Source organism: Bradyrhizobium liaoningense (assembly GCF_018130785.1).
GTDB classification, from domain to species: domain Bacteria; phylum Pseudomonadota; class Alphaproteobacteria; order Rhizobiales; family Xanthobacteraceae; genus Bradyrhizobium; species Bradyrhizobium liaoningense_A.
The window spans coordinates 204,136-225,792 of the sequence record NZ_JAFCJT010000003.1 but is presented as its reverse complement, the minus strand read 5'-3'; the positions used below and the strand labels follow the sequence as shown (position 1 = coordinate 225,792).

The window sequence follows — 21,657 nt, the reverse complement described above, 5'->3', positions numbered from 1 at the left end:
GCGAACCGCCGCACTCGCTCATTACGATGCGAGCGAAGGTGGAACCACCGCCAATCGCAAATGGCTGGAATGCGTGGTTCTTACCCTCCCCGCGAGTCCGGAATCGTAGGGTGGGCAAAGGCGCACTTGCGCCGTGCTCACCATCGATCCAACACCGCAGCAGAAGTGGTGGGCACGCTTCGCTTTGCCCACCCTACGATACTGCGGTCGAGGAAGGCTCAGGCCGCCGCCTGGCCCAGCGCGGAGACGATGGTGTCGACGACGTCCTCGATCAGGAGGCGGTCCTCGCCCTCGCCCATGACGCGGATCACGGGCTCGGTGCCGGACGAGCGGATCAGGAGGCGCCCGTGGCCGTTGAGCCGCTTCTCGCCGTCGGAGATCGCCGATTTGACGTCGGAATCCTCGAGCGGCTTGCCGCTCTTGTAGCGGACGTTCTTGAGGATCTGCGGCAGCGGATCGAAACGGTGGCAGACCTCCGACACCGGCCGGCGCAGCTTCTGCACCACCGCCAGCACCTGTAGTGCCGCAACGAAGCCGTCGCCGGTGGTGGCGTAGTCGGACAGGATGATGTGGCCCGACTGCTCGCCGCCGAGATTGTAGCCGCCGTTCAGCATCTGCTCGAGCACGTAGCGGTCGCCGACCGGCGTGCGCACCAGATCGAGGCCCTGCCCCTTGAGGAAGCGTTCGAGGCCGAGATTGGACATCACGGTGGCGACGATGCCCGGCCGCGACAGCCGCCCGTCTTCCTTCCAGCTCTGCGCGATCACCGCGAGCAGCTGGTCGCCGTCGACGAGGTGGCCGCGCTCGTCGACCAGGATGACGCGATCGGCGTCACCGTCGAGCGCGATGCCGATGTCGGCGCGCATCTCGCGCACCTTCTTCGACAGCGCTTCCGGCGAGGTCGAGCCGCATTCCTTGTTGATGTTGAAACCGTCCGGCTCGACGCCGATCGGCACGACGTCGGCGCCCAATTCCCACAGCGCCTCCGGCACCACCTTGTAGGCGGCGCCGTTGGCGCAATCGACCACGACGCGCAGACCGTCGAGCGAGAGATCGCGCGGCAGCGTGCGCTTGGCGAATTCGATGTAGCGGTCATGCACGCCGTCGATACGGCGGGCGCGCCCGAGGCTCGCGCTCTGTGCGAGTCGCTTGTCGAGGGATTCGTCGAGCAGCTGCTCGATCTGCTTCTCGACGTCGTCGGAAAGCTTGAAGCCCTGCGGGCCGAACAGCTTGATGCCGTTGTCCTCGAACAGATTGTGCGAGGCCGAGATCATCACGCCGAGATCGGCGCGCATCGACTTGGTCAGCATCGCGACCGCCGGCGTCGGCATCGGGCCGACCAGCAGCACGTCCATGCCGACCGATGTGAAACCCGCGACCATCGCGTATTCGATCATGTAGCCGGACAGGCGCGTGTCCTTGCCGATCACGACCCGGTGGCGGTGGTCACCGCGCTGAAACGCAAGGCCTGCCGCCTGGCCGACCTTGAGCGCGAGCTCCGGCGTGATCAGTCCGTTGGCGCGGCCCCGAATCCCGTCCGTCCCGAAATATTTGCGGCTCATATCGTCCCCCACGCAACAATCAGGGACCCCTCTACAACTACGGGATGCCCGAAAGGGACCCGCAGCCCTGATTTGCTGAGACGTTATAAAGCCTTCGCGGCTAACTTGGCTTCAAAAAATGTGATTAATCATTACGGGACGGGGCCCAAGGCGCCCCGGTAACTTGTTGTTAACATTATATTTCCGGCGGACATGGCGGAACCGGATGGAACCCGCCCCTAGCCGGAGCGCTTGACATGACCGTCTGGGCGGCTCGGCGGTGGCTGGGTGACATTGACGGGATCGGACCCCGGGAAGGTCTCTTCCAAGCCCTCATCCAGCGCTTTGTCGAGATCCCGCTTCTCCTTGATCTCTTCCGGCGTCGGATGGCTGTGCGGCCTGGTCATAGAGCTCTCCTCTCAAACGATTTGGCTGTGCATCCAACCATGCTAGATGACCCCTCAATCTTCCGATGCAAGACTTTCCGAGACGAGACGGGCCGGGGAAACGTTCATGAAGCACATCACCTGTATCGACGATCTTCGCACGCTGCATCAGCGCCGCGTGCCGAAGGCGTTCTTCGACTATTGCGACCGCGGTTCCTATGCCGAGGAAACGCTGCGCGCCAACCGCGACGACATGCAGGCGATCAAGTTCCGCCAGCGCATCCTGGTCGACGTTTCCAGGCGCGACACCTCGACCACGATCCTCGGCGAGCCCTCGACCATGCCGCTGATGCTTGCGCCCGTGGGTCTTTTGGGCATGCAGCATGGCGACGGCGAGATCCATGCCTGCCGCGCCGCGCAGGCGGCCGGCATCCCCTTCACGCAGTCGACGATGTCGATCTGCTCGATCGAGGACATTGCTGCCAATGTCGAGAAGCCGTTCTGGTTCCAGCTCTACGTGATGAAGGACCGCGGCTTCATCAAGGAATTGATCCAGCGCGCGATCGCGGCCAAGTGCAGCGCGCTGGTGTTGACCGTCGACCTCCAGGTGATCGGCCAGCGCCACCAGGACATCAAGAACGGCATGACGGTGCCGCCGGAGTGGTCGCTGTCGAAGCTGCTGGATTTCGCCAGCAAGCCCGCCTGGGTCTCCGGCGTGCTGCAAGGCAAGCGCCGCACCTTCGGCAATCTCGCCGGTCATCTGAAGGTCAGCGACGACATCACGTCGCTGTCGACCTGGATCAACTCGCAGTTCGACACCTCGCTGAACTGGAACGACATCGAGTGGATCCGCAGCATCTGGCCCGGCAAGCTGATCCTGAAGGGCATCCTCGACGTCGAGGACGCCGAGCTCGCCGCGAAAACCGGCGCGCAGGCCCTGGTCGTCTCCAACCATGGCGGCCGGCAGCTCGACGGCGCGCCGTCCTCGATCGAGATGCTGCCGGAGATCGTGGACGCGGTCGGTGAGAAGATGGAGATCATGTTCGACGGCGGTATCCGCTCCGGCCAGGACGTGATGCGCGCGCTCGCGCTCGGCGCGAAATCCTGCATGATCGGCCGCGCCTACGCCTATGGCCTGGGTGCCGGCGGCCAGGCCGGCGTCGCCAAGGCGATCGACATCATCCAGAAAGAGCTGCTCACCACCATGGGCCTGTGCGGCGTCAACAGGATCGCCGAGATCGACGATCATATCATCGCGATGTGACTGAAGCGGCAGCGCCGTAGCGTGGGCAAAGCGAAGCGTGCCCACCGACTTTCGCGAAACGCAGGAATGTGGTGGGCACGGCGCAAGTGCGCCTTTGCCCACCCTACGAGTTCAGCGCCATCCCTCACATCGGCGGCGTGATCCCATCCCTGCCGACATTCACCCGGTTCGCCTCCAGCGAGCCGTCCTCCTTCTTCGCCGCACCGAAGATGATCAGCTTGGCGCCGGGCTTGATCTCGGATTTGTCGCTGGCGACGAAGGTGACGATCGGCGTGTCCGGCGGCACCACCACCTTCTTCTCGCCGTCCTTGTACTTGACCGTGATGTTCTGGCCGTCGGTGCCTTCCACCGTCTGGGCCACGGTCGCGTTGGTCATGGTCGAGTTGGCGCGCGCATCCCAGGGACGGAAACCTTCAGCCGCGCCGCGCTGGTTTTCCGGGAAGATGTGCACCGCGATCGCCTTCTGCGTGCCGTCGGGCTCGGGCATGCCGGTGACGCCGATATAGGAGCCTTCCTTGATCTCCGACAGCGAGGTCTTCACCACGGCGAACACGGCGACGTTGTCGGTCATGCGCACCTTCACGTCGCTGCCTTCGCGCGTCTTGATGCCGAGCGTATTGCCGTCGACGCTCTCGATGGTGCCGCGGATGCGGACCGTCGGCGCCTGCTGCGCCGAGGCGGAGAACATGGAAGCGACGGCGAACGCGGCCACCAACAGGCGTGGCGTCCAGCTTGATTTCGACATGTTGCCATCCTCCATCACATCGGCGGTGTCAGGCCGTCGCGGCCGACGCTGACGCGGTTGGTTTCGAACGAGCCGTCCGGCAGCTGCTTCATGAAGGCGATGACCTTTGCGCCGGCCTTCAGATCGGACTTGTCGCCGGGCACGAAGGTCACCACCGGCGTGTTGTCGGGCACGAACACCTTCTTCTCGCCGTCCTTGTACTTGACCAGCAGCGTGTGGCCGTCATTGCCGACCACGCTCTCCGAGACCGTGGCGTTGGTCATGCTGGAATTGGGCTTGAGGTCATAAGGCCGCGAGCCCTCGCCGGTGCCGCGCATGTTTTCCGGAAACACATGGACCTCGACGGCATTGTTGCCGCCATCGGATCCCGGCACGGTGGTGGCACCGACGAAGGAGCCGACCTTGATGTCGGCGAGTGAAATTTTCGTGACGCCCGAGACGCTCACGTCGGGGGAGATGCGCAGCTTGACGTCCTCGCCGCTGCGCGACTTGACCTGCATGGTGTCGCCATTGACGCTCTCGATCGTGCCGCGCACGCGCGTCGGCACCGGCGCCTTCTGCGCGACTGCATAGAGGGTGGACGCGGCCACCATTGCGACGGCGATGAGCGGACGCGTGAAAATTGCACGTTGAACAGGCATGACGGTCTCCGGATTGTCCCCACGGGGATAGAACTCCGGAGATGGGGCGCTATTCGCCGTTATTCTTTCAAGTCTTTGTGAGATCGGCCTCGACCAGCGCGCGCAGCTCGGCCGTGACCTCAGGCCTTTGGCCGAACCACAGCTCGAAACCGCGCACCGCCTGGTGCAGGAGCATGCCGAGGCCGTCGGCGGTGTTGAGGCCGCGCGCTTTCGCAGCCGCCAGCAGCGGCGTCACCAGGGGGACGTAGACGAGATCTGCGACCACCGCCCCGTCCGGCAGGCGCGCCACGTCGACATCGAGTGAAGGCTGGCCGTGCATGCCGAGCGAGGTCGTGTTCACGAGAAGTCTTGCGCGCGGCAGCAGGTCGTTGATGCCGTCCCAGGGAATCGGATGCACGTTCGGCCCGAATTGCCTTGCCAGCGTCTCGGCGCGCGCGATGGTGCGGTTGGCGAGATGGATGCGCTTGATGCCGCGTTCGAGCAGGCCGAACACGACCGCGCGCGAGGAACCGCCGGCCCCGAGCACCAATGCCTCTTCCGCCCTGTCCCAACCGGCCGCTCCGGCATCGAGATTGCCGATGAAGCCTTCGACGTCGGTATTGGTCGAGCGCAGCTCGCCGCCGGCAAACCACAGCGTGTTGGCGGCGCCGACGGCCTTGGCCCGCGCATCGGGCGTGGACAGCGCCAGCACGCCTTCCTTGTGCGGGATGGTGACGTTGGCGCCGACGAAGCCGCGCAGCGACAGCCGCAGCACGAAGTCTCTGAGATCATCGGGCGGGACCGCCTCGATGACATAGCCGCCCTCGATCCCGAGCGTGCGCAGCCAGTAATGATGGATCAGCGGCGAGCGCGAATGCGCGGCCGGCCATCCGATCAAACAGGCTGCGGGAGTCCTGAGCGCGGTCATCTTTCCCTCGGGTCGTGTTCGAGGCGATCCATTTCGCGTCCCGGCGGCTCTGTCAAGCGCGCGGCCGCCGCATCGCCGCAGCCACGATCGCGGCCAATGCCAGCGCCGCGGCGGCGGCGCACCAGATCGCGGCGAGGTTGATCCAGGCATAGCCGAGCGCGCCCGCCGCGCCCGCAACGAGCGCCGCCCACAACAGCAGGTTCGGCGCCCAGCTCCAGCGCGGCCCGCCGGTGAGGCTCACCGCGAGGAGCTGGCCGACCTTGACCAGTGCCCCCGTGACATAGGTGAGGCCGAGGCCCGCGCCGCCGTCGATCTGGAACACGGCGTTCTCCAGGCCCATCGCGAGCACGATTGCCGCGATCGCGAGGTTCGGCAGGCCGTAGGCATGGCAAAGTCCGGCACCCGCAAGCAGCCCCGCCTCAATGAGAAGCAGCCAGGGCTGCCGCTCGGCCCCGCCGCCGAGCACGACGAGGCTGCCGGCCGCAGCTCCCGCCACGAACAGCGCGATCAGGCCGAACGCGCCAGCGGCCTGCCACCATTGCGCTTCCGCAAGGCTGACGCCGAGGCGCGTCGAGTTGCCGCTCATGAATGAAACGAACAGGCCGCCGAGATGCAGGAAGCCATCGACATAGCCCGCCAGCATGCTGAGCGCACAGGCCAGCGCAACATTGCGACGCGAATCCAGCATTCCCTGCACCACTGCCGTGACGCGGCAGTGTCGATCAAATCGGCCGGCTTGAGAAGTGCGCTGCCGTCAGGTCGCGGCCCCATCATTGGCCACAGGCTGCGTCGCGCCGCCCTTGATGTCGGCGACTGCACGCGCGATCGTCTCGCGATAGCGCGCACGCGGCGGCGTCACGCCATGGGTGAGCAGTGCGCGACGAACCGCGGGCGACGCCCCCGTGATGAACAGCCGGATGCCCTGGCGGTGCGCCTTGGCGGCGACGCGGCCGAGCACATTGGCGGCGGTCGAATCCAGGAACGGCACCGCGGCGAAATCGACCACAAATCCCTTGCGCTGGTCGGCGATGCCGTCGAGCACGTTTCCGATGGCCGAGGCGGCACCGAAGAAGAACGCGCCGGTGATGCGATAGACCAGCACGTCGCGATCGATGGCGAGCGCGGGATCGTAAGGAACGCGCTCGCCATTGCTGTCGTCGGGACGATCGGCGGCCACCAGCGGTGAGCGCTCCTCGATCCCCGTCATCTCCGCCATGCGGTGGATGAACAGCACCGCGCCGAGCGCGAAGCCGACCAGGATGCCTTCGGTCAGGTCGCGGAAGATGGTGAGCAGGAAGGTCGCGAGCAGCACGACCGCATCGCCCCAGGATGAGCGCAGCAACGTCGCGAATTCGTGCTTCTCCGCCATGGTCCAGGCGACGACGACGAGCACCGCGGCGAGCGCGGCCAGCGGGATGTAGCTCGCGAGCGGCGCCGCGATCAGCATGAACAGCAGCAGGAACACCGAGTGCAGCATGCCCGCCAGCGGCCCGCGCGCGCCGGCGCGGATGTTGGTGGCGGTGCGCGCGATCAGGCCGGTGACGCAGATGCCGCCGAACAGCGCCGAGCCGATGTTGGCCGCGCCTTGCGCCACCAGCTCGCAATTGGAGCGGTGACGGCGTCCGGTCATGCCGTCGGCGACCACCGCCGACAGCAGCGATTCGATCGCGGCCAGCAGCGCGAATGAGATCGCATCCGGCAGCACCGCTTTCGCCTTCGCAAGCGAGAAGGCGGGCAGCGCCGGGGACGGCAATTCGCGCGGAATGCCGCCGAACCGGCTGCCGATGGTTTCGACCGGTAGCGACAGCACGGCACACGCGACCGCAGCGAGCACGACCGCGATCAAAATGCCGGGCCACGACGGTCGCCAGATCCGCAAGCTGGCGATGATGGCGATGCTGACGAGCGCGACGGCAACCGCCGACGGATTGATCGTGTGCAGGCCTGCGGCCAGCGCGACAAGCTTTGGCACGAACTCGCTCGGCTCTTTGCCAGCCAGCGTGATCCCGCCGAGATCGCGGAGCTGGCTGGCGAAGATGATCACGGCGATGCCCGCGGTGAAGCCGACCGTGACGGGATAGGGAATGAACTTGATGTAGGTACCGATCCGCAACAGACCCGCGGCGATCAGGACCAGGCCCGCCATCAGCGTCGCAAGGATGACTCCGTCGACGCCGTGCCGCTCCGCGGTGACCGCGACCAGCACGATGAAGGCGCCGGCGGGCCCGCCGACCTGGAATCTGCTGCCGCCGAGCAGCGACGCGATGAAGCCGCCGACGACGGCAGTGTAGAGCCCGCGGTCCGGCGTCACGCCCGAGGCAATCGCGATCGCCATCGACAGCGGCAGCGCCACGATCGCAACCGTGAGGCCCGCGAACACATCGGCGCGGAAATCCGCGACGCCGTAGCCTTCGCGCCAGACGGTGACGAGTTTTGGCAGATAGAGTTCGGCAAAGGTCGGCCGACGCAGCTGATGAAGCTTGCCTGCGTGTTCGCCGGTGATGCTCATGTCCGCAAAGTGCTCCGCTGCCCACAATGCTCCGGTGCATCGTGCGGCGCGCGCGTGCGACGACGATGCGCTAGCTCATCCTGATCCCGAGCACGATCGACGCGATCATGCTCCCACGCGGCGCGGCGGCCCCGGCTCCTTCAGGCGAACGCCCCGCCCGCCGCTGTCGCTGCGCGCCTGCTCGCCGATCAGCTCCACACCGGCCCGGTCGAACGCCTCGACCACCTTGATCAGGGTCTCGACGACGCCGCGCACATTGCCGGTGCTGGCCTCCATCCGCTGGATGGTCGGCAGTGAAACACCGGCGAGCTCGGCCAGGGTTTTCTGGTCAATGCCAAGCAGCGCGCGGGCTGCCCGCATCTGGAACGACGTGATCACCTTGGCCTCACGTATCAAAGTTTATAAGTGATATCTGGAGCATTCACAATGATGTAAAATACATCATTTGACAGCAGACGCAAGAGCACGTCTGCCTCCTTCGTCATTGCGAGGAGCTCTTGCGACGAAGCAATCCAGACCGCCTCCGCAGAGCCAGTCTGGATTGCTTCGCTGCGCTCGCAATTACGGAGGTTGGGCGCGGGTTCGACCAAACGAAACGCCGTACCCGCGGAAAGGGCCCCTCACCCCACCCTCTCCCCGTAAAGAACGGGAAGAGGGTGCGAGAGAGCCGTGCTTCCTTGCATCACGCCGCGTGCTGATGCGCGGCGATGATCTGGTCGGCGGCGCGACCCGTGACTTCGGCCATATGGTCGAACTGACGGGTGAAGCTGCCGGCGCCTGCGGTGGCCGAGCGCAGCTCGACGATGAGCTCGCCGATCTCCGCTTCCGGCATCATGGCGCGAACGCAGTCCCAGCCGCTCCAGCCGTCACGCGTGTCGAAGCCGAGGATCTGGCCGCGCCGCGCCGACAGGATCGCGTTGATCTTGGCGGTGGCGTCGGTCGGGCAGACGATCTCGACCACGTGGATCGGCTCCAGCAGGACGGACTGGCATTGCGGCAGGCCTTCGTTGAGCCCGACCCGCGCCGCCGTGCGGAAGGCGAGGTCGGAGGAGTCGACGCTGTGATAGGAGCCGTCGGTCAGCGTCACCTGCACATCGGTGACGGGAAAACCGAGCGGACCGCGCGCCAGTCCGTCGACGACGCCCTCTTCCACCGCTCCGATATAGTTGCGCGGCACCGCGCCGCCCACGACCTTTTCGGCGAACTTGAAGCCCTCGCCGCGCGGCAGCGGCTTGATGTCGAGCACGACGTCGCCGAACTGCCCGTGGCCACCGGACTGCTTCTTGTGCCGGCCGCGCTGGACAATCGGCTTGCGGATGGTCTCCTGGTAGCCGATCGCCGGTGGATGCGAGGTGATCTTGACGCCGAAGCGGTCGCGCAGCCGCTCGCTCGCGACGCGCAGATGCATCTCGCCCTGGCCCCACAGCACGGTGTCGTGGGTCTGGGCGTTCATCACGATGCCGAGCGAAGGATCCTCCTCGTGCAGCCGGGCAAGCGCCTGGCCGAGCTTGACGTCGTCCTTGCGGTCGGTGGCGGCAATCGAGATCGCGAGCACCGGCGGCGTCGGCTCTGCGGCGGCCAGCGCAGCCGGCGGGGACTTGCCGCTCGAGACCGTGTCGCCGGTCTTGATCGGCTCGACCTTGGCGAGCGCAACCGTGTCGCCGGCTTCGGCCGCGGCACGCTTGGTATCGTAGGCGCCGTTGACGGCGAGGATGCCGGAGATACGGCCGCTTCCGCCGGAGGCGGATTGCAGCGTGGCTCCGTCGTCGAGATGGCCGGCGAGCAATCGCGTCAACGACAGCTTTCCGCCGTGCTGCGAATGCAGCGTCTTGAACACGTAGCCGAGCGCCTCCTTGCTGGCCGGCACACCGAGACGCTTTGCAGTCTCCTCGATACCCGGCGCCTCGTGGCGCAGAGCCTTCATCAGGCGCAGCACGCCGTTTTCGCGCGCGGCGGAGCCCAGCAGCACGGGGCAGATCTGCCCCTCGCGCAATTCGCGCGCGAGATCGTCGAACACCGCATCGCGCGGCGGCTGGATGTCCTCGAGCAGTTGCTCCATCAGCGCGTCGTCGTGATCGGCGAGCTTCTCCAGCATCGAGAAGCGGGCCTCCTTCTCGCGATCGAGATTTCCGCCTTCGAGCGCGACCACCTCGGAGGCCTTGTGCTCGCGGTAGATGAACGCACGTTCCAGCGCGAGATCGACGAAGCCCTCGATCAGCTCGTCCTTCCAGATCGGGATCTGGCGCAGCACCAGCGGCACGCGCGACGCGGGCTGGAGTATTGCGAGCGTCTCGCGGATGCGCTTGTTGGCGCGGTCGATCTTGTTGAGGAACAGGAAACGCGGGATCTTCAGCTCCTCCAGCTCGCGCAGGATGATCTGAAGCTGCGGCAGCTTCTTCTCGTCGGCCTCGCAGACCACGATTGCGGCATCGACCGCAGGCAGCGCGGCGCGCATGTCGTGGGCGAACTCGACGGAACCCGGACAATCGAGGAAGGTGTAGCTGTCGCCCATGAAACTCGTGGTGGCGGCAGTCAGCCCGACGGTCATCTTGTGATCACGGGCCTCCGGGGCGGCGTCGCCGACCGACGTTCCGGCGTCGACGCTGCCGGCGCGCGGGATTGCGCCCGTTCGCGCCAGTATTGCTTCGAGAAGTGTGGTTTTACCGCTTTGGAATGGGCCCACCAGTGCGATGCACCGTGGACCTCGGGGACTTCTGACGTCTTGTCCCATTCGCCGCCTCCTTGGTGTGGAGCTCGGCCCATGATTGGGTCGGCAAGCGCAGATGCTCTGCCCGTCCCCGAGATTTGGCAAGCATCAAAAATCGCTGCGGTGCGTCGTTGCCGCATTCGCGTCGAACCGACGCGATCTGCACACGCGAAATTGTCAACGGCCCGGACGGAGTTCCAGGCTCTCGAGGCCGGCGGCGACGTTGAGGCCGACCTGGCCCTGCACGCTGAGCGGCTGGAGCGCGATCGAATTGTTGGAGCCGCCGATCAGTACATTGCCTCCGAGGCCGACGCCGACCGATGCACTGCCCTGCGCGCCCGCGTAATTGCCCGAGAGATCGCCGGGGCCGAGCCGGTCGACCGGCGCGAACACGCCCCACGCCAGAGCCGTCTCCTGGGTGATGCCGATGTCGACACCGACTTTGCGGATGGTGGCGACGTAGCGATCGTCCGGCAAGCCGTCGGCGCGCAGCACGCAGCCGAGATTGGTCACCGAGCCCACGATGAAGCCGACGCTGGCGCCGCCGCGGCATTCGAGCACACCGACCCGCGCCATCCGCTGCTGCTGAGCGCCGCTGTTTGCGACGGAGGCAAGGAGGCAGGCGGCGGCGAGGCCGGCCAAGACGAACGAACGGCGCATGAATGTCTCCGGCGATGGATGTGATGCGAGCAGAGAAGCGCGCCTGCAAGCGAGGCGCGACGTTCTATGCCACAACATTCCCGGGCATGCCAGATTGCACGCGGCAATAAAAAGGCCCGCGCGCCGCGGGCCTTTCCAATTTGCACTGTCGCGAGAAGCCTAGCGGAGATTGCCGCAGAAGCGCTGGATGCGCTTGCAGGCGTCTTCGAGGTCCGAGGTCTTGGTCGCATAGGAGATGCGGAACGCCGGGCCAAGGCCGAAGGCCGAACCCTGCACCACGGCGACGCCTTCGGTCTCCAACAACTCGGTGACGAAGGTCTCGTCATTGTCGATCACCTTGCCCGACGGCGCGGTCTTGCCGATGGTGCCGGCGCAGGACGGATAGACGTAGAAGGCGCCCTCGGGCCGCGGGCACTCGATGCCCTTGGCCTGGTTGAGCATGGAGACGACGAGGTCGCGCCGCTCCTTGAACACCTTGTTGTTGGCGGGGATGAAGTCCTGCGGACCGTTCAGCGCTTCCACTGCCGCCCATTGTGCGATCGACGACGGGTTCGAGGTCGACTGCGACTGGATCGTCGACATCGCCTTGATGAGCTGCGCGGGACCACCGGCGTAGCCGATGCGCCAGCCGGTCATGCAATAGGCCTTCGACACGCCGTTCACGGTGAGCGTGCGGTCGTAGAGTTTGGGCTCGACCTGCGCGACCGTGGTGAACTGGAAGTCGTCATAGACGAGGTGCTCGTACATGTCGTCGGTCATCACCCACACATGCGGATGCCTGACCAGCACGTCGGTGAGCGCCTTCAGCTCGGTCCTGGTGTAGGCCGCGCCGGTCGGGTTCGACGGCGAGCACAGGATCACCCATTTGGTCTTCGGCGTGATTGCGCGCTCGAGCGCTTCGGCCTGGAGCTTGAAGCCGGTCGCGGCGGTGCAGACCACCGGCACCGGCTCGCCGCCGGCGAGCGCCACCATCTCGGGATAGCTGACCCAGTACGGCGCGGGGATGATCACCTCGTCGCCCGGATTGATGGTCGCCATCAGAGCGTTGTAGAGCACCTGCTTGCCGCCGGTGCCGACGATGATCTGGTTCGGCTTGTAGACCACGCCGTTCTCGCGCTGAAACTTGCCGATGATGGCTTCCTTCAGCTCGGGGATGCCGTCGACGGCGGTGTACTTGGTCTTGCCGGCTTCGATGGCGTGGATCGCCGCCAGCTTGATGTTGGCGGGCGTGTCGAAGTCGGGCTCGCCGGCGCCGAGGCCGATGACGTTGCGACCCGCCGCTTTCAGCGCGCGTGCTTTATCCGTGACCGCGATGGTCGCGGACGGCTTCACACGGTCGAGCGCAGCGGCAAGGAAGGACATCGTCATCTCCTGACAAGCGTCGTGAACCCTTTGGCCTCACGACTCCGATTGTGGGAATGAGCCACCCTAAAACGTGCGCCGCTGCGCCGCAAGAAACTTCGGCCCGATCTCGAAAAAGTTTACGGATCTGGAGCGTTTCAAGGCGCGTTTTCCCGCAATTTTCCGTAACTTTGCCGCAGGAATCCCTCATATCCGGCAAGGCCTGTCCTCGGAGCAATTTTGCGCCCTTCGGAACGCCATGAAGCTGACGGCAGTCTGACGCTCGAGAGGACGCTTGAGACAACCTTTGAGCGACTTGCCTTGAGAGACTTGTTTGAGAGATTTGGGCCCGTCAGCCACCGAGGCGATCACGACTGTTCAGCCGTCCCGCACGAACGTGCGGCGCGATGCGTTCGCGCGCTGACGCAAGCGTGATCTGATTTGCAGCGTCGCACGAAAATGATCTTCCGCGGCATTGCAGTGCGGTAGGGTTTTCGAGTTTTTCTATGGCGCGGGCCTTGCGGCGGATTCGCAACCGCATCATTGTTTAGCCGCGGTGCGAGGCAATGAAACACCGCGCCTTCCCGTCCTCGGAACGAACTCCCAGAATGTACAAGCTCTATTCGATGCAACGCTCCGGCAACAGCTACAAGGTCCGCCTTGCGCTCGCCCTGTTGAACGTGCCTTACGAAGCGGTCGAGGTGGACATTCTGCGCGGCGAGAGTCGCACGCCGGACTTTCTGACCAAGAACCCGTCGGGCCAGGTGCCGTTGCTCGAGGTCGGCAATGACCGCTATCTCGCCGAGTCCAACGCCATCCTCTGGTACGTCGCGGTCGGCACGCCGCTCGCGCCTGAGAACCGCATCGACCGCGCCGAGGCGCTGCAATGGATGTTCTTCGAGCAGCATGCGCTCGAGCCGAACATCGGCGCCGCCTATTTCTGGCTGTCGCTGGTCAAGGGCGGCCGCGATCTCCAGACCCACTCCCTGGAAGACTGGATGGAGCGCGGTTATGGCGCGCTCCAGGTGATGGAGAACCACCTCAAGACCAACGCCTATTTCGCCGCCCGGCAGCTCACGGTCGCCGACATCGCGCTGTACGGCTATACCCACCTCGCCGATCGCTGCGACTTCGACCTCTCGACCTTCCCGGCAATCCGGGACTGGCTGAGGCGTGTGGAAGCCGCGCCCGGCTTCGTGACGATGGACTGGCGGCCGGCCGACATCGACGACCCCGCCAGCATCGCGGCCGGCGCCTGAAGGCGCGCTTGCTCCGGAATAGCGGGTATAAGGGCAGCCCGTGCCGTATTCTCGCCATTTTCGACGCTGTGGCCGCCCCAATATTGCCGGTTGAAACAGGGAAATTGTCCGAGTCGCGGGTGATTCGCTCGCACGTTGAAGGATTTAGACCATGATTCGGGCGTCCGGCACGGCAGGCTTTCAGGGCCAAACCGCTACCGTTTCGTCTTCCCGGCTGACCAACGCGGTCGCGGCCTCGCTCGCCGTCGCCGCGCTCTCGCTGTGCCTGATCGTCACCCTGACAGTGCTGTCGACCAAGGCGACCATGGCGATGGGCCTGCCGGTCTGATCCCCGTTTCATCCTGGATAGCCTTCAAGGTGCCGCGCGGCCCCGCGCCGACCGGCATCGCGACGGGACACCGATGAAATCGCCTGTGGTCATCGTTGCAATCACCCTGACTGCGGCCATCCTGGTCGCGGCGTCGCTGCTGATTTTCACCGGCATGCGAAAGAGTCCGGGGACGTCCACGCTCAACGCGCCCGCGCTCCAGCAGCGCTTCAGGCACGCGCATTTAGTCTAAAAACAACCGAAAGCTTTGCACTCGCAGGCAAGTGCCCCTTAAGCGCGCCGCATGAAATCGCATCGCACGGGCGCAACGATCAGCCAGTGTTGCGGCCTTACCTCGTTCGGGAGGAGCAAGACTGGCCCATGCGGTTCGGATGGCGTGCGATCTCCGGTCCGGCGCTGACGGCGGCAATTGCGCTGCTGGCGATCCTGCTCGATCGTTATGTCCCCGTTCCCTCGCCTGCGCCCCTGTTCGTCTGCATCGTGGCGCTGGCCGGCTCGCTGTCGGGTCTCGCTTCCGCCATGACCAGCGCCGCCGTCGGGGTGATCGGCGCGGCATTGTTCTTTCTGACTCATCGGACCCTGCCAGGCTATGCGGCGGCGGATCTGGTCCGGCTCGGCCTCCTGGCCGTGACGACTGCCTGCACTGCCGCAATCACCGGTCTGATGCGCGAGCGGCTGCTTGGCACATTCGCCGCCGAGCGCCAGAGCCACGCCACCGCCGCGCGACTGTCGGCCGCGCTCGACCAGGTCGATATCGGCATCGTGCTGCTCGACGCCGAGACGCGTGCCGAATTCATCAACCGCGCATTTCGCGACTATTTTGCGCTGCCGGACGAAGTGGCCGACGGCAAGCCGCCCTTCATCGCGCTGATGTATCACGGCCGCGACACCGGCGCGTTCGAGCTGCCCGAGGACGAGCTCGGTACCTTCATCGCGCAACGGATGGAAATGGTGCGGATCGGCGATGCCACGCCGATCAACATCGCCTTGCGCAATGGCGAGGTGCTGCGCTTCGTCTGTGCCGCCCTGCCCGATGGCGGACGCATGCTGAGCTACACGCCCGTGACCGACCTCGTGCGCCACACCGACGCGCCCGCGCGCGCCGACTACTACCGCTCGCTGCGCGATCCCGCGGGACGCAGGCTGATGCGGTACTTGCGCGTCGCGGAGTGATGCGGGAGCGTGATTGATCGGCAACGCGATCATCTCGTATGAAGGAGGCGTCACGGCTGTTCGCTTCCTTCGAGATCGCGGGACTTTCAAATGTCACTCACCATTCGCTCCGTCACGAAACAGGACTACGATCAATGGCTGCCATTGTGGGACGGCTACAACGCCTTCTACGGCCGCTCCGGCCCGACCGCGCTGGCCCCCGAGATCACGCGGATGACGTGGCAGCGCTTCTTCGACGCCTATGAACCGGTGCATGCGCTGGTCGCCGAGAGCGACGGCAAGCTGCTCGGGCTCACGCACTACCTCTTCCATCGCAGCACCACGGCGATCGAGCCGTCCTGCTATCTGCAGGACCTGTTCACGCTGGAGGCCTCGCGCGGCAAGGGTGTCGCCTCGGCGCTGATCCACGGCGTCTACGAGCGCGCAAAGCTCGCGGGATCGCCGCGCGTCTACTGGCAGACGCACGAGACCAACGTCACGGCGCAGAGCCTGTACGACAAGGTCGCCGAACGCTCCGGCTTCATCGTCTATCGCAAGATCTTCTGATCGCGGCAGCCTCGGAGTCCCTGTGGATAACTCTGCCTGTCACCCTCGCGTAACATAGCAGGACTACGCTGCCCCTGCGTCTGATCAGGCCCCCGTCACCGATCAAGCGCCCCAAAGCGGTCCCCGTCAGTCGCCGCGTCTGACAGGGGCCGCATTTTTTTGCGCGTTCATTGCCGGCATGGCTGCAACGCAGGCGGAGCCTTGCTGCTGCGGCGCACCGCGGTCACAATGAGCCGCTGCTTTCTCCTGACAGGACCTCCCATGGAAATTCGTAATCTCGGCGCCTCCGGCCTGCGCGTGTCTGCGGTCGGGCTCGGCTGCAACAATTTCGGCCAGCGCACGGACCTGGAGACCTCGCGCAAGGTAATCCATCGCGCGCTCGATCTCGGCATCACGCTGTTCGACACCGCCGACATCTATTCGAACATGGGCGGCTCGGAAAACGTGCTCGGCGCCGTGCTGGGCGACCGCCGCAAGGACATCGTGCTGGCCACCAAATATTCCAAGCCGATGGCGGAGGACGGCACCAAGCAGGGCGCTTCGCGCCGCTACATCATGGACGCCGTGGAGGCGAGCCTGAAGCGGCTCAAGACCGATTACATCGATCTCTACCAGCAGCACGACTATGACCCGCTGACACCGATCGAGGAGAGCTTGCGTGCGCTCGACGACCTCGTCCGCCAGGGCAAGGTCCGCTACATCGGCAATTCGAACTTTCCCGCGTGGCGGATCGCCGAAGCCGAGTACGTCGCGCGCGCGATGAATGTCAGCCGCTTCGTCTCCTGCCAGGACGAATATTCCCTGGTCGTGCGCGACATCGAGAAGGACCTGTTGCCGGCAGCAACGGAATACAAGCTCGGCCTGTTGCCGTTCTTCCCGCTCGCAAGCGGACTTCTGACCGGCAAATACAAAAAGGGTCAGGCCGCGCCCGGCGACACCCGCTTCGGCCAAACTCCGCGACTGCGCGACCGCTATGTCACCCCGCGCAACGAGGCGATCGTCGAGAAGCTGCAGGCCTTTGCGCAAGCGCGCGGACACTCGATGCTCGAGCTCGCTTTCTCCTGGCTCGCCGGCCGCCCGCAGGTCTCGAGCGTCATCGCGGGCGCCACCCGCGTCGAGCAGATCGAGCAGAACGTCAAGGCGATCGCGTGGAAGCTCACCGCCGAGGATCTTGCCGAGATCGACAAGATCACCCAGGGCTGATGTTTGAAGCGCGGCGCGTTACTTCGCGCCGCGTCCCACCGTCTGCATCACCTCAAAGCCCTCGAATTGGGGATGGCCGAGATAAAGCGGCTTGTTATCGCCAGCGCGCTGATGCGCCGCGCGAAACGCCTCCGACTTGGTCCACGCCTCGAACGCGGCGTGGTTCGCCCAGATCGTGTGCGAGGCATAGAGCGTGTGGTCCTCGAGTTCGGGGCCGCGCAGCAGATGGAATTCGACGAAGCCCGGCACCCCGTCGAGAAACGTGTCGCGCGAGAGCCAGACCTGTTCGAACGCGGTTTCAGAACCCTTGGTGACGCGGAAGCGGTTCATGGCGATGTACATGCGGGTGATCTCCTGATGCTCGGCTCATCATGTCGTCATTCCGGGACGCACCGCAAGGCGCCGGCCCGGAATCCATTTTGCTCAAGAACCAGCGGAGGGATGGATTCCGGGTTCGCGCTGACGCGCGCCCCGGAATGACGCAGAGAGTTGACTAAGCAACCAATCCCTTCATTGGCCTTGCGCTTGCGCTGTCCGGGAACACCGTCTCGGCAAGCACGCGATCCGAAAGACCGAACTGGCCCTGCAGCACGCCCTTGATCACGGAGCGCAGGTCGGTGGTCGGCTTGAGGTCGCGCCCCTCGTGGAGGTTGGCGGGCTTGAGACCCGGCCAATCCGAGATGACGCGACCGCCTTTCACGACACCGCCGGCGAGCAACGCGATCGTTCCCGTGCCGTGATCGGTGCCGTCAGTGCCGTTGATGCGCGCGGTGCGGCCGAACTCAGTGGCGACGACGATTGCGGTGTCGCGCCAGCGATCCCCCAGGCCACCTTCAAATTCGGCGAGCGCGCCGTCGAGCCCGCCGAGCAGGAAGGCGAGACGCCCCACAGGGCCGCCTTCATTGGCATGCGTATCCCAGCCGTCGAAGGCGAGCGCGGCGATGCGCGGGCCGTCGTCGGCTGCCATCAGTTTTGCAGCACCACGCGCGACCTGGCGCATCTGCGCGACGGCATTGCCGGGCTTGCGCTTCATGTCGTCGCCGTTGGCTGCCTTTTCGAGCTGAAGACCTTGCGACAGCGCCGAGGCCAGCGCGGGATCGCGATGACGGTAGAGATCGACCAGCCGCATCGCGGTGTCGTCATCGGCCTGCGGCAGCGCGACCGGCGCCCAGCCGACAGTCGGCGCATTGCCGCGCAGCACCAGTGGCGTGGTCGGACCAACCGCAAGCCCGCTCGACACGCGCTCGCCGCGCGGCAGCGCCTCCAGTGCGCGATTAAGCCAGCCGGACTGCACGCGGCCCGGCCCGGCATAGCCGCTTTCGAGCACGTCCTGGCCATCGAAATGCGAGCGGTCGCGATAGGGCGTCGCCACCGCATGGATCACCGCGGCATGCTTGTCGCGATACATGCGCGCGAATTCCGGCATCGCCGGATGCAGCGCGAAGAAACTGTCGAGCATGATGGCGGGATGCGCGCCATCGGCGGCAAGCGCGATCGAGCCGTGCAGGCCGGCATAGTCGGAATCACCAACCGGCGCGACGGTCGAGAGCCCGTCGAGCGCGCCACGCAGAATCACGACGACCAATCGCGGGTCGCGTCCGTCGGCCGCGCGCGCAAATTTCGGCAGGTACGCCCAGGCCGCGAAGGACGCGCCGCCGAGCAGCAGGCCGCGGCGCGAGGTGAGGAGGCGGTTCTCGACGCAGTCGATCATCTTCATCTCCTCTGCATTTCCGGCGACATCAACAGCAGTGCCAGCGCCTGCTGCCGCGACTCCGCGCGCTCGATGGTTTTGCGCGTTTCGATGGAAGCCGCATCCGCCGCGACGAATTCCAGCAGGTCGAGCGGATCGATGTTGGGCCCAAGCCGCGCGCCCATTTGCGCGGCGATGTCGAGCCTGAGCTTCATTCCTTCGGGCGCGGCCCATGCGGCGCTGGTGTCCGGGAAGCCGTTCGGACCGGCGGGCGACCACAACGGCTGGCCGAGCAGGTTCAGATTGTTGAGATAACCGCCGGGATCTTCCGGTACGCGCGCCAGCAGCCGGCCGCTCGCGACCACGAAGTCGTAAGGCGAGCGCATCTTGGTCAACGGCGCCTTCCAGGCTTCGTCGGAATCGACCAGCGCCGTGGCAAGCACCCTGAGGTCGCCGTCGGTCTTGACGAAGACATCGCGCAATCGCGCGACCAGAGCCGGCGGCGGATCGTCGGCGACGAAATGGCGGACGAACTTGGTGACGATGAAATTGGCGGTCGAGGGATGGCGCGCGATGTCGGCAAGCGCAGCCTCGCCCTGTGCCAGGCCTCTCGCTTCGTAGATCTTGCCGAGCAGCGTTTGCGGCCCGGGCTGGTGCGCATTGGTGTTGAACACGAAGGAGCCGGGCGTTCCCAGCTGCCCTTGTCGACCGGCAAAGGTCCAGCCGGTGATGATGCGCGCGAGCGAGGTGACGTCCTCCTGCGTGTAGCCGCCGCCGACGCCAAGCGTATGCAGCTCCATGATCTCGCGCGCGAGATTTTCGTTCAGCCCGCGCTTGCGGTTTTGCCCGGCGCGCGAGTCCGGCCCGAGCGATTGCTGATTGTCGAGGAAGAACAGCATCGCCGGATGCTGCTCGACCGCCCTCAGCATGTCGGCGAAACGCCCGAGCACATGCGGCCGGATCGCCTCGCGCTCGAACGCGCCGGCCCAGATCCGCGCCAGCTCGCCCTTGCTGGCGGAGATGCAGAAATGGTTGGACCAGAACACCACCAGCCGCTCGGTGAAGCCGCACTCGACCAGCGTCGCGCGCTGCAACCGCGCCAGCGCCTCGGCGCGAAATGTCTTCTGGATGACGTTGAGCGGCTGCGGCGCAGGCTTTGCGGCAGGTGGCGCGGCGGCATTGGGCTGCATGGCGTCCGGCTTCGCCGCATTGTCGGCGGGCTTGGCCTCGGCCATCTGACCGGCGATCTCGGTTGCGGTCGCATTGAGCGAGAGATTGCGGCGCAGCCCCGGCTTCTGATCGGCCGGTGCCTGCTGCCCCCCTTCAGCGGGCGCAGCGGCCTTCGCAGCCTCGCGGGCCTGCTTGACCTGATCCTGATAGGCGAACACGGCCTGGCCCAGCTGCGGCGTCGATTGCAGACCCGGCGCCTCCAGCAGCACCCCGTTGGGACGGGCGAGTTCCGCCTTCACGAAGCCGCGCGGATCGGACGCCGCATTGATGAGATCGCCGGACGCCCCGCCGCGCCCTCCGAAGCCGAAACGGTTAAGCGCGACGAGGGCGGCTTGCGAATCGCGGGCCATCGATATGTCCTTCGCGCGTTGCCAACCGCTTTCCTGATACGTGCGCGACGCATAATATACCGCAGCGGGAGATGAACCCGGCATGAAAATGACGGCCAGGCTTTTGCGTAAATCATGACAAATCCGAAAGAATCTCCGGCACAGGAACCGCGCCGCCTCGCCTGCTCCCGCTGCGGCACCGAGTTCGGCTGCGACCTCTCGGGCACTTGCTGGTGCGCGGAGGAGACCGCGCGGCTGCCGATGCCGGTCAAGGGCGAGGATTGTTTGTGCCGGGAGTGTCTGCGCAAGGCGGCGGCGGAGGCGGCGAGCGCGGCTGCTCGTTGAACGCGAGAGGGTCGTGACACCCTCGCTGCCGTCCCTGCGAACGCAGGGACGACAGTGAGGAAGGGGCCTGCCTTACACCGCGTGCCCGGGCGACTTCCGCGCCATGCCGTCGAACGCGTCGAGCAACTTCTCGCGCCAGGCATAAATTGGATCATCGCTTTCCAGCAGCTTGAACGGGCTCACCGCGCGCGCCCATTGGAAGCCGCCGAACACGATGTAGTCGGCATAGTTCGGCGCGCTGCCGCCGATGAACGGCTGCTTCTTCAGGGTTTGCCGCATCACCTCGAGCGATTTGCGGAATGCGACGACGCCGGTGTCGCGGCTCGCCATCACGTCTTCCAGCGTTTTGCCGCCAAAGCGCGCCTCGCGCGACTGGCGGAAATAGGTGGCATCGACCTCGGCGAGATTCTTCGGGATGTCAGCCACAATGAGCGGAAAGATGCCGCCGACGACGGCGATGTCGCCCCAGGCATTGAGCATGCGGGCCATGGCGCGGCCGCCCTCACCGCCGAACAGCGACGGCTGGTCTGGAAAATTGTCTTCGAGATAGGTCGCGATCGCCCAGGAATCGATCACGGGCTTGTCATGATGCAGCAGCACCGGAACCTTCTCCGAGCCGTGCGGCGATATCGCGCTCTTCTCGGTGAAGCGCCAGGGCAGCGATTCCGCCGCGAGGCCCTTGTGCGCCAGCGCCATCCGCGTGCGCCAGCAATACGGGCTGAACGGGCGCGCAGCGTCGGTGCCGACGAGTTCGAAGAGTTTGAGCGACATGAGCTGCCTCCACATGCTCCGTCATTGCGAGGAGCTCTTGCGACGAAGCAATCCAGACTGCCGCCGCGGAAGCATTCTGGAT

General features: G+C 65.6%; 23 protein-coding genes. 8 read left to right on the top strand and 15 right to left on the bottom strand.

Annotated elements, in window-relative coordinates:
• Positions 1 to 218: 218 nt before the first annotated feature.
• Positions 219 to 1,562, bottom strand: a complete 1,344-nt coding sequence (gene glmM / locus JQ627_RS11420) for a phosphoglucosamine mutase (protein ID WP_212484313.1) — start codon at positions 1,560 to 1,562, stop codon at positions 219 to 221.
• Between the two features lie 218 nt (positions 1,563 to 1,780).
• Entirely contained in the window at positions 1,781 to 1,948 is a 168-nt protein-coding gene (locus JQ627_RS11415) for a hypothetical protein (protein ID WP_212484312.1), read from the bottom strand.
• 106 nt (positions 1,949 to 2,054) lie between these two features.
• Between JQ627_RS11415 and JQ627_RS11410 the strand changes: the two genes are divergently transcribed.
• Complete coding sequence (locus tag JQ627_RS11410) at positions 2,055 to 3,191, top strand: alpha-hydroxy acid oxidase (RefSeq protein WP_212484311.1); 1,137 nt, start codon at positions 2,055 to 2,057, stop codon at positions 3,189 to 3,191.
• Between the two features lie 124 nt (positions 3,192 to 3,315).
• On the opposite strand, the gene JQ627_RS11405 is transcribed toward JQ627_RS11410, so the two are convergent.
• From JQ627_RS11405 to JQ627_RS11365, 9 genes are all read right to left on the bottom strand, one after another.
• The gene (locus JQ627_RS11405) at positions 3,316 to 3,936 is read right to left on the bottom strand and encodes a hypothetical protein (protein ID WP_212484310.1); all 621 of its coding nucleotides are present in this window, start codon (positions 3,934 to 3,936) and stop codon (positions 3,316 to 3,318) included.
• Between the two features lie 14 nt (positions 3,937 to 3,950).
• Positions 3,951 to 4,577 (bottom strand): hypothetical protein, encoded by a 627-nt coding sequence (locus JQ627_RS11400; protein WP_212484309.1) that lies wholly within the window; start codon positions 4,575 to 4,577, stop codon positions 3,951 to 3,953.
• A 67-nt stretch (positions 4,578 to 4,644) separates the two neighbouring features.
• Positions 4,645 to 5,484 carry a shikimate dehydrogenase gene (locus JQ627_RS11395; protein ID WP_212484308.1) on the bottom strand — a complete coding sequence of 280 codons (840 nt, stop codon included), beginning with the start codon at positions 5,482 to 5,484 and terminating at the stop codon, positions 4,645 to 4,647.
• A gap of 52 nt (positions 5,485 to 5,536) precedes the next feature.
• Positions 5,537 to 6,172 (bottom strand): YoaK family protein, encoded by a 636-nt coding sequence (locus JQ627_RS11390; protein WP_212484307.1) that lies wholly within the window; start codon positions 6,170 to 6,172, stop codon positions 5,537 to 5,539.
• Positions 6,173 to 6,238: 66 nt separating this feature from the next.
• Positions 6,239 to 7,993, bottom strand: a complete 1,755-nt coding sequence (locus JQ627_RS11385; RefSeq protein ID WP_212484306.1) for a SulP family inorganic anion transporter — start codon at positions 7,991 to 7,993, stop codon at positions 6,239 to 6,241.
• Between the two features lie 105 nt (positions 7,994 to 8,098).
• Complete coding sequence (locus JQ627_RS11380) at positions 8,099 to 8,371, bottom strand: helix-turn-helix domain-containing protein (RefSeq protein ID WP_008566993.1); 273 nt, start codon at positions 8,369 to 8,371, stop codon at positions 8,099 to 8,101.
• 304 nt (positions 8,372 to 8,675) lie between these two features.
• Positions 8,676 to 10,724 carry an elongation factor G gene (locus JQ627_RS11375; protein WP_212484305.1) on the bottom strand — a complete coding sequence of 683 codons (2,049 nt, stop codon included), beginning with the start codon at positions 10,722 to 10,724 and terminating at the stop codon, positions 8,676 to 8,678.
• 153 nt (positions 10,725 to 10,877) lie between these two features.
• Positions 10,878 to 11,360: a DUF992 domain-containing protein gene (locus JQ627_RS11370; RefSeq protein ID WP_212484304.1), complete on the bottom strand. Its 483-nt coding sequence runs from the start codon at positions 11,358 to 11,360 to the stop codon at positions 10,878 to 10,880.
• A gap of 159 nt (positions 11,361 to 11,519) precedes the next feature.
• On the bottom strand, positions 11,520 to 12,722 hold the full coding sequence (locus JQ627_RS11365; RefSeq protein WP_129267775.1) for a pyridoxal phosphate-dependent aminotransferase: 1,203 nt from the start codon (positions 12,720 to 12,722) through the stop codon (positions 11,520 to 11,522).
• A 587-nt stretch (positions 12,723 to 13,309) separates the two neighbouring features.
• Here JQ627_RS11365 and JQ627_RS11360 point away from each other — a divergent pair.
• From JQ627_RS11360 to JQ627_RS11335, 6 genes are all read left to right on the top strand, one after another.
• Positions 13,310 to 13,960, top strand: a complete 651-nt coding sequence (locus tag JQ627_RS11360) for a glutathione S-transferase family protein (RefSeq protein ID WP_212484303.1) — start codon at positions 13,310 to 13,312, stop codon at positions 13,958 to 13,960.
• A gap of 151 nt (positions 13,961 to 14,111) precedes the next feature.
• The gene (locus tag JQ627_RS11355) at positions 14,112 to 14,288 is read left to right on the top strand and encodes a hypothetical protein (RefSeq protein WP_212484302.1); all 177 of its coding nucleotides are present in this window, start codon (positions 14,112 to 14,114) and stop codon (positions 14,286 to 14,288) included.
• Positions 14,289 to 14,361: 73 nt separating this feature from the next.
• Positions 14,362 to 14,520: a hypothetical protein gene (locus JQ627_RS11350; protein WP_212484301.1), complete on the top strand. Its 159-nt coding sequence runs from the start codon at positions 14,362 to 14,364 to the stop codon at positions 14,518 to 14,520.
• 128 nt (positions 14,521 to 14,648) lie between these two features.
• Positions 14,649 to 15,461 carry a PAS-domain containing protein gene (locus JQ627_RS11345; protein WP_212484300.1) on the top strand — a complete coding sequence of 271 codons (813 nt, stop codon included), beginning with the start codon at positions 14,649 to 14,651 and terminating at the stop codon, positions 15,459 to 15,461.
• A 90-nt stretch (positions 15,462 to 15,551) separates the two neighbouring features.
• Positions 15,552 to 16,007 carry a GNAT family N-acetyltransferase gene (locus JQ627_RS11340; RefSeq protein WP_212484299.1) on the top strand — a complete coding sequence of 152 codons (456 nt, stop codon included), beginning with the start codon at positions 15,552 to 15,554 and terminating at the stop codon, positions 16,005 to 16,007.
• Between the two features lie 261 nt (positions 16,008 to 16,268).
• Positions 16,269 to 17,210, top strand: coding sequence for an aldo/keto reductase (locus JQ627_RS11335; protein WP_212484298.1), 942 nt, complete (start codon positions 16,269 to 16,271; stop codon positions 17,208 to 17,210).
• Positions 17,211 to 17,228: 18 nt separating this feature from the next.
• Here the strand turns inward: JQ627_RS11335 and JQ627_RS11330 are convergent, their stop codons facing one another.
• The 3 genes from JQ627_RS11330 to JQ627_RS11320 all read right to left on the bottom strand — a co-directional run bounded on the left by JQ627_RS11330 (position 17,229) and on the right by JQ627_RS11320 (position 20,480).
• Positions 17,229 to 17,552 carry an antibiotic biosynthesis monooxygenase gene (locus tag JQ627_RS11330; protein WP_085399303.1) on the bottom strand — a complete coding sequence of 108 codons (324 nt, stop codon included), beginning with the start codon at positions 17,550 to 17,552 and terminating at the stop codon, positions 17,229 to 17,231.
• A 151-nt stretch (positions 17,553 to 17,703) separates the two neighbouring features.
• Positions 17,704 to 18,921, bottom strand: a complete 1,218-nt coding sequence (locus tag JQ627_RS11325) for a DUF1501 domain-containing protein (protein ID WP_212484297.1) — start codon at positions 18,919 to 18,921, stop codon at positions 17,704 to 17,706.
• Positions 18,922 to 18,923: 2 nt separating this feature from the next.
• Complete coding sequence (locus tag JQ627_RS11320) at positions 18,924 to 20,480, bottom strand: DUF1800 domain-containing protein (protein WP_212484296.1); 1,557 nt, start codon at positions 20,478 to 20,480, stop codon at positions 18,924 to 18,926.
• Positions 20,481 to 20,594: 114 nt separating this feature from the next.
• On the opposite strand from JQ627_RS11320, the gene JQ627_RS11315 reads away from it, so the two are divergent.
• Complete coding sequence (locus tag JQ627_RS11315) at positions 20,595 to 20,804, top strand: cysteine-rich CWC family protein (protein ID WP_212484295.1); 210 nt, start codon at positions 20,595 to 20,597, stop codon at positions 20,802 to 20,804.
• A 72-nt stretch (positions 20,805 to 20,876) separates the two neighbouring features.
• Here JQ627_RS11315 and JQ627_RS11310 read toward each other — a convergent pair whose 3' ends face one another.
• The gene (locus JQ627_RS11310) at positions 20,877 to 21,575 is read right to left on the bottom strand and encodes a glutathione S-transferase family protein (protein WP_212484294.1); all 699 of its coding nucleotides are present in this window, start codon (positions 21,573 to 21,575) and stop codon (positions 20,877 to 20,879) included.
• Between the last annotated feature and the right edge of the window lie 82 nt (positions 21,576 to 21,657).